This window comes from uncultured Campylobacter sp. (assembly GCF_938017705.1).
Taxonomy (GTDB): Bacteria; Campylobacterota; Campylobacteria; order Campylobacterales; family Campylobacteraceae; genus Campylobacter_B.
Window position 1 is genome coordinate 1 of sequence record NZ_CALIIS010000177.1, and the last position, 5,180, is coordinate 5,180.

Genomic DNA, 5,180 nt, shown 5'->3' on the forward strand with positions numbered 1-5,180 from the left:
TATCTATTTTTTATACTCGCTCTGCGTCGTTGCTTGCGGCATACGTGAAAAATTTCAAAGCTTACGCTAAATTTTCGATCAAAATTTTAAGCCGCTATTGCGTATAATTTCGCAGAATTTTAAGGATTGCGTATGAAAATATATTTCTACAAATTACTTCTGGGCATCTTACTGACGGGCATATTTTCATTCTCGCTCGGCTTTACTTTATCGCACGTAAGCATCATATCGAATGCAGTTTTTGGCGCATCGCTATTACCCTACGCTTCCTTGGGCACCGAGGTCGTAAAAGCTATCCTAACGATAATTTCAGCATTTTATATCGCTGATAAAATTATAGACTTTCGCATTTTAGGCATCGATTGCAAGCTAAATTTTATATTTTTCATCGCCTTTGCGACGATAGGCGTGATTATCGTTAGTCTGCTATCTTTATTTATGATCGTCGGCATAATGATATTAAATAAATCAGAAATTGCATTTGCGGCGATGTGTCTATCCCTCGGATCGATTTGGACCGCTTGGTTATTTCATATCAGCGGATACAGGCTCGGGGCTTTCTTGCAAAATTGCAGCCCAACGACAAAATCTACGGCAAGAAAATACAACATAGACAAGGCGCTATTGGTCATTATAATAATAGTAGCGCTGCTGATTCTTATACCGATAATAGCGAAGCTTTTGTGATTTTTATTTTAAAATTTTAAACCAGCCGTAGAATTCGTTCGCTTCCAGGTGCGGATCGCCCGCGCGGGAGATAAAAAGCAGCCGTAGCACAGAATTTGATCTAAAATTTTCCCCGTCCCTCATCTGCGCGCTGTAAAAAATAAGCGCATGGCTCGCAAACTGCGCGAACTCGTCAAACGAACTCGCCCCCGCTTCTATCATCGTGATTTTGGCACCCGCGGGCAGCGACTGCGAGACCTCCACTTTGCGCCCTTCGACGCCAAAAAGCGGAATGCTCGCATCAAAATCCGAAAGTGCGCGGCGCGAGTATATCCAAACGTCGGGCGCGCGCGGCTTTAGGTTTTGCGGCACGGCACACGCGTCTAGCGCCGACATATCGGCTCTGCCTGCCGAAGCGCTAATTTCATCAAATTTAGCCGCACGCACATCCAACGTCGGTCTGTCGGCGCGCACGGTCTGCCCGCCCACGCCCACGTAGTCGCACACGCCGCGCAGCTCGTGCACGAATGCGCGCTGCTTTTCGCTGCCGATCCGCCCATGCACCGCGCCGTTTAGCGCGGCGTTGATTTTGATGAAGCAAAAGCCGCCCTCGCGCGCCAGATAAAACGGCTCCGCAAGCTCCGTCGCCCCGGCAGAGCAGATGTCAAATTTCACCTCTATGCCCCCGCGGCGTAAAATTTCCGCACCGCCCGCAGCCTGCGCGTTCGTATCGCGCGCGCCGATTACCACGCGCGATAGCCCGAGCTGCGCCAAAAGCTCGGCGCAAGACGGGGTCTTGCCGCGGTGCGCGCAAGGCTCAAGCGTGACGTAGGCACACGCGCCGTGCAAAAGCCCGCCGTGGCGGTTTAAGATGAAATCGTAGGTAAAGCTCGGCTGCAAAAGCGCGCTTTTTAGGGCTTCTAGGTTTTGAAATTTAACGCCGAATTTGCGGGCGTATTCGCGAGCAAAATCCTGCGCAAAATTTACGTCCAGATCGCACAGCGCGGCGAAAACGGCGTTTGCCTCGGCGTGCAAAAAGCCCGCCTTTTTGTGCACGCCTATGCCAAGAATCCTGCCGCCCCTATCCAGAAGCACGCAGCCCACGGCGGGGTTGGGTAACGTCAAGGCCTGATAGCGCCACGCAGCCCGCAGTGCCAAATCCATGTAAAATTCGTCGTTCATAAAAGATCCAAAAATTTAAATTGTCCCGCTCCACCGCGCTTGCTTAGCAAAATTACGGCGGAGCGGAGAACTCGCCTACTCCCAGCAAATCGCGCCTCGGGTGTAAACCGACTAGCTCACTTGCGCTCATCCGCGCTGCGCTGGATGACGCCAACCTCGCGCTTTAGCCTATCTGTAAGGCATTGAGCTTGCTTTAAACGCCAAATTTATCGGAGCTTGCAAGCCGCGCGCCGTATGTGCCTGAGAGAAATTCCGCGCGGAAGCGAAACTGCGAAATCTTACCACAGGTTTTAGAATTTTATCCTAAATCGCAAATTTTGCGGCGTCCTTTTTGCGCGCCAAGAATTTTCACCTATCGCGCAAACGAGCGTCTACCGATAGCGCGCGCAAACGCTGATTTTGCGAAGTAAAATTTTAATGGAGCGCTAGGACAAAACCGCAATCGGGCGCGAATATTAAATTTCAAAAGTCGCGGCTTGATTTCAGCTCAAATTCAGGGGGGGGGGTAGAATTACATGAATTTTTTCCAAAGGATTAAAATGTCTGAACAACCGACCGTTCAACCCCAATCAAACGTGCTTGGGATACTCTCCATAGTCTTCGCGATTTTAGGGATATTTTTTCTAGGGATCGTCTTTGTTCCGCTTGCGTTTTTGTGCGCGATCGCCGCGACCTATCAAGCCGTCAAAAAGCAAGCCTCGCTCGTAATAGCGATATTAGCGTGGATCCTTACGATCGTAGGGCTCATGACCTCGCCCGTACTGCTAGCTACGATCGGCATCTCCGCTTCATAGTCGCAAACATCCGCGCCGCTTGGCGAAATTTCAATTATCAGATGAGCGGCGCGCAAACCTCCGCCCGCAGAGTTTTAAAACGTAAATTTATGGGCGGATTTAGCCTTTTGAAATCCTGCAGGCAAAATTTTAAGGCGAAATTTGACACAGGAATTTTATATCAAAAATTTACTGGCGGAATTTCAACGTGGAATTTTACCGCGCCAAAACAGCGCGTAAATTTTAAATTTAGCCGCTTCCAGTGACATGCCGTGAAATTCCAGAGTGATGCGCAAGTGTCACGCAAAACCTATCTTTTAGCGATGCAGCGTGAAATTTTAAAACGGCACGCGCGGCATGGGAATTAAAAATTTACGCAGCAGAAATTACCGCGAAGCTTGCTTTTAGCGATACGATCTGAAATTTCAAAGCGCCGCTCGGTAGCGTGAAAAATTACCTTTTATCGGCGTAAGATAAAATTTCAAAACAGGCGAGCGGCACCGGAATTTTAAAATTTTGCGCCGAGCGCCGCGAGAGATCAAGAGCGACCAACAGCGGCAAATTTTAAAAAATCCAAAATTTAATATGCTCACGTGCACATGCGACGCAACAAGGCGGTGGTGCTGCGGGCACATCCGCGCGAAAGGCTAATATTTATCGAATTTCACTCTGTCCGTGTAGCCGCACATTCGTACCGATGCCGACAATCGCAAACCTAAGTCACAAAAAGCTTAGCAACGGCGTTTCGCCGCGGTGCGCATGCGAACAATTGCAACGCGGAAATGCTTTCGTGCGATACGATCAAGCTCAATGCGAAAGACTTGCGCGCGGCATGTGTTTTTGAAAGCCACACCGAATATCGCGCGCTAAATTAAAAAGCGAAGCAAGATACCGCGAGCCGTGCATCGCTTGCAATAGACGTAATACTTAAAAGCGCGCAAAAAGCGAGGCAAATCCAAATTAGCCCCGCCTCTTTAGATTAAAATTTAAGTCTGCGCTTCTCAAGCGCCGTACCCCAAAGCCCTACGTGCAAAATTTTAAAAATCTGCGCCGCTACCACTGCACGTAGGTTCGCGCCTTTTTGATCTCGTCAAGTCGCACACTTACTTCGCTGCCGTCCGTGCGTAGCCTAAGCACGCCGTCTTCGCAGTCTAGCACCTCGCCGCTTAGCTTCTGCCCGTCCGTGCGGCTTAGGCGCACCAGCTCGCCCACAGAGTTCGCGAAATGCTGCGGCTTGCTTAGCTTGCGCTCAAGCCCGGGAGAGCCGACCTCCAGCGTCCATTCGCCCTCAAACGGCGGCTCCACGTCGTAAATCGGCGAAAGCAGCCGCGATAGCCGCTCGCAGTCGTCCAGCCCCACGCCGCCTGCTTTCGTGATACTGATGCGGTAGATCGTTCTGCCGTTTTCGCTCACCGTCTCCACATCGTAAAGCTGCACGCCGCACTCGCGCGCCAAAGCCTCTAAATCAACCATTTTTACGCAGCTCCTCCTCTATTTTGTCAAAAAGATCGTCCATTTTATTTTGATACTCCAAGCGGTCGTCAAATTTGAAGTGAAACGCGGGGCAGCGGTACCAGCCCTCCGCCTCGGCGCAGAAGTTTTGCAAATATCTCGCCACGCGACCGAGCTTTTCGAGCACGAATTCCTGCTCGCGCTCGTCGAAGGCGTTTTTATCCAGATACACAAACGCGTCGTAGCGCCCGCGCTTGCACTCCACGTCGGTGACGCACAGCCCGCGCAAAAGCTCGTCCTCAAGGCTCGCGAGCGCTTCGGGGATGAGCTGCTTTAGCACGCTTTGCGTGCGCAGTCTTCTGAGTTCGGTTGGATTCATCTTTACCTCGCTATCTTAAATCGCCGCAGATTGCGCGGCAATAGAATTTTATTTTGCGTCTTGCGATGACGGAATTTTATTGCTTTGTCGCAGCGGAGCGTCCGTCTTGCGGCGACATAGAATTTTATCTCGCGTCCATCTTATGGTGACGCGGAATTCTATTCCACTTCGGCGTAGTAGCAACGCAGAATTTTATCTCGCTTCGGCATGGCGAAATATCCGTATTGCGGCGACGCAATCTGTTTAAATTTGACGCGGCTTGCGATGCGTCGGAACGTCTATTTAAATTCTAAGCGGTTTGCTGCGCGCCGGTATTGCAAACGGCAGCGCGCTTTTTAGAATTTCGCTTTTAAATTTTAAAAAGGCGCAAGCCCTGCTTTGAAATTTTGCTTTTAAATTTTAGCCCGCGCGCTTCGCGCTTAAATTTTAAACGCAGACCGCGCGAGAATTTTATGGCTCGCATACAAAAGCTCATCGCATAGCCGCACCGCTATCGCAAAAATATTTCCGCGCCAAGACCGCGGTGCTATTCTGTGCCGCATTTTGCTCACCACGGCGCGTTATATTCGCTGCTGCGCTGCCGTTTTGACGGCGCAATAATACAGCGCGCGGCGTACCCTCTTTGCGCTACGCTCGCTTACTGCGTCGCTATGTACGATATCCGCTGCCGTATTTTGGCAACGCCGCAATGACACCGTACGCCGTTGCGCGTCATTTTTAAAAGCACT

The 5,180-nt window shown here is 50.6% G+C and carries 6 protein-coding genes; 3 read left to right on the forward strand and 3 right to left on the reverse strand.

The features are described 5' to 3' along the window. Window positions 1–132: 132 nt before the first annotated feature. Entirely contained in the window at window positions 133–687 is a 555-nt protein-coding gene (locus tag Q0605_RS08355; RefSeq protein ID WP_298706082.1) for a hypothetical protein, read from the forward strand. 3 nt (window positions 688–690) lie between these two features. Here Q0605_RS08355 and ribD read toward each other — a convergent pair whose 3' ends face one another. Next, window positions 691–1,848, reverse strand: coding sequence for a bifunctional diaminohydroxyphosphoribosylaminopyrimidine deaminase/5-amino-6-(5-phosphoribosylamino)uracil reductase RibD (gene ribD / locus Q0605_RS08360; RefSeq protein ID WP_298706085.1), 1,158 nt, complete (start codon window positions 1,846–1,848; stop codon window positions 691–693). 539 nt (window positions 1,849–2,387) lie between these two features. Between ribD and Q0605_RS08365 the strand changes: the two genes are divergently transcribed. Further along, window positions 2,388–2,642, forward strand: a complete 255-nt coding sequence (locus Q0605_RS08365; RefSeq protein WP_069435689.1) for a hypothetical protein — start codon at window positions 2,388–2,390, stop codon at window positions 2,640–2,642. Further along, on the forward strand, window positions 2,570–2,887 hold the full coding sequence (locus Q0605_RS08370) for a hypothetical protein (RefSeq protein ID WP_298706088.1): 318 nt from the start codon (window positions 2,570–2,572) through the stop codon (window positions 2,885–2,887). The genes Q0605_RS08365 and Q0605_RS08370 overlap by 73 nt, the downstream gene beginning before the upstream one ends. Before the next feature lie 787 nt (window positions 2,888–3,674). Here Q0605_RS08370 and Q0605_RS08375 read toward each other — a convergent pair. Further along, window positions 3,675–4,094, reverse strand: coding sequence for a ribosome maturation factor RimP (locus Q0605_RS08375; protein ID WP_298706091.1), 420 nt, complete (start codon window positions 4,092–4,094; stop codon window positions 3,675–3,677). Further along, window positions 4,087–4,452: a 30S ribosome-binding factor RbfA gene (gene rbfA / locus Q0605_RS08380; protein ID WP_005872391.1), complete on the reverse strand. Its 366-nt coding sequence runs from the start codon at window positions 4,450–4,452 to the stop codon at window positions 4,087–4,089. Before rbfA ends, Q0605_RS08375 begins: the two co-directional genes overlap by 8 nt. Window positions 4,453–5,180: the final 728 nt, after the last annotated feature.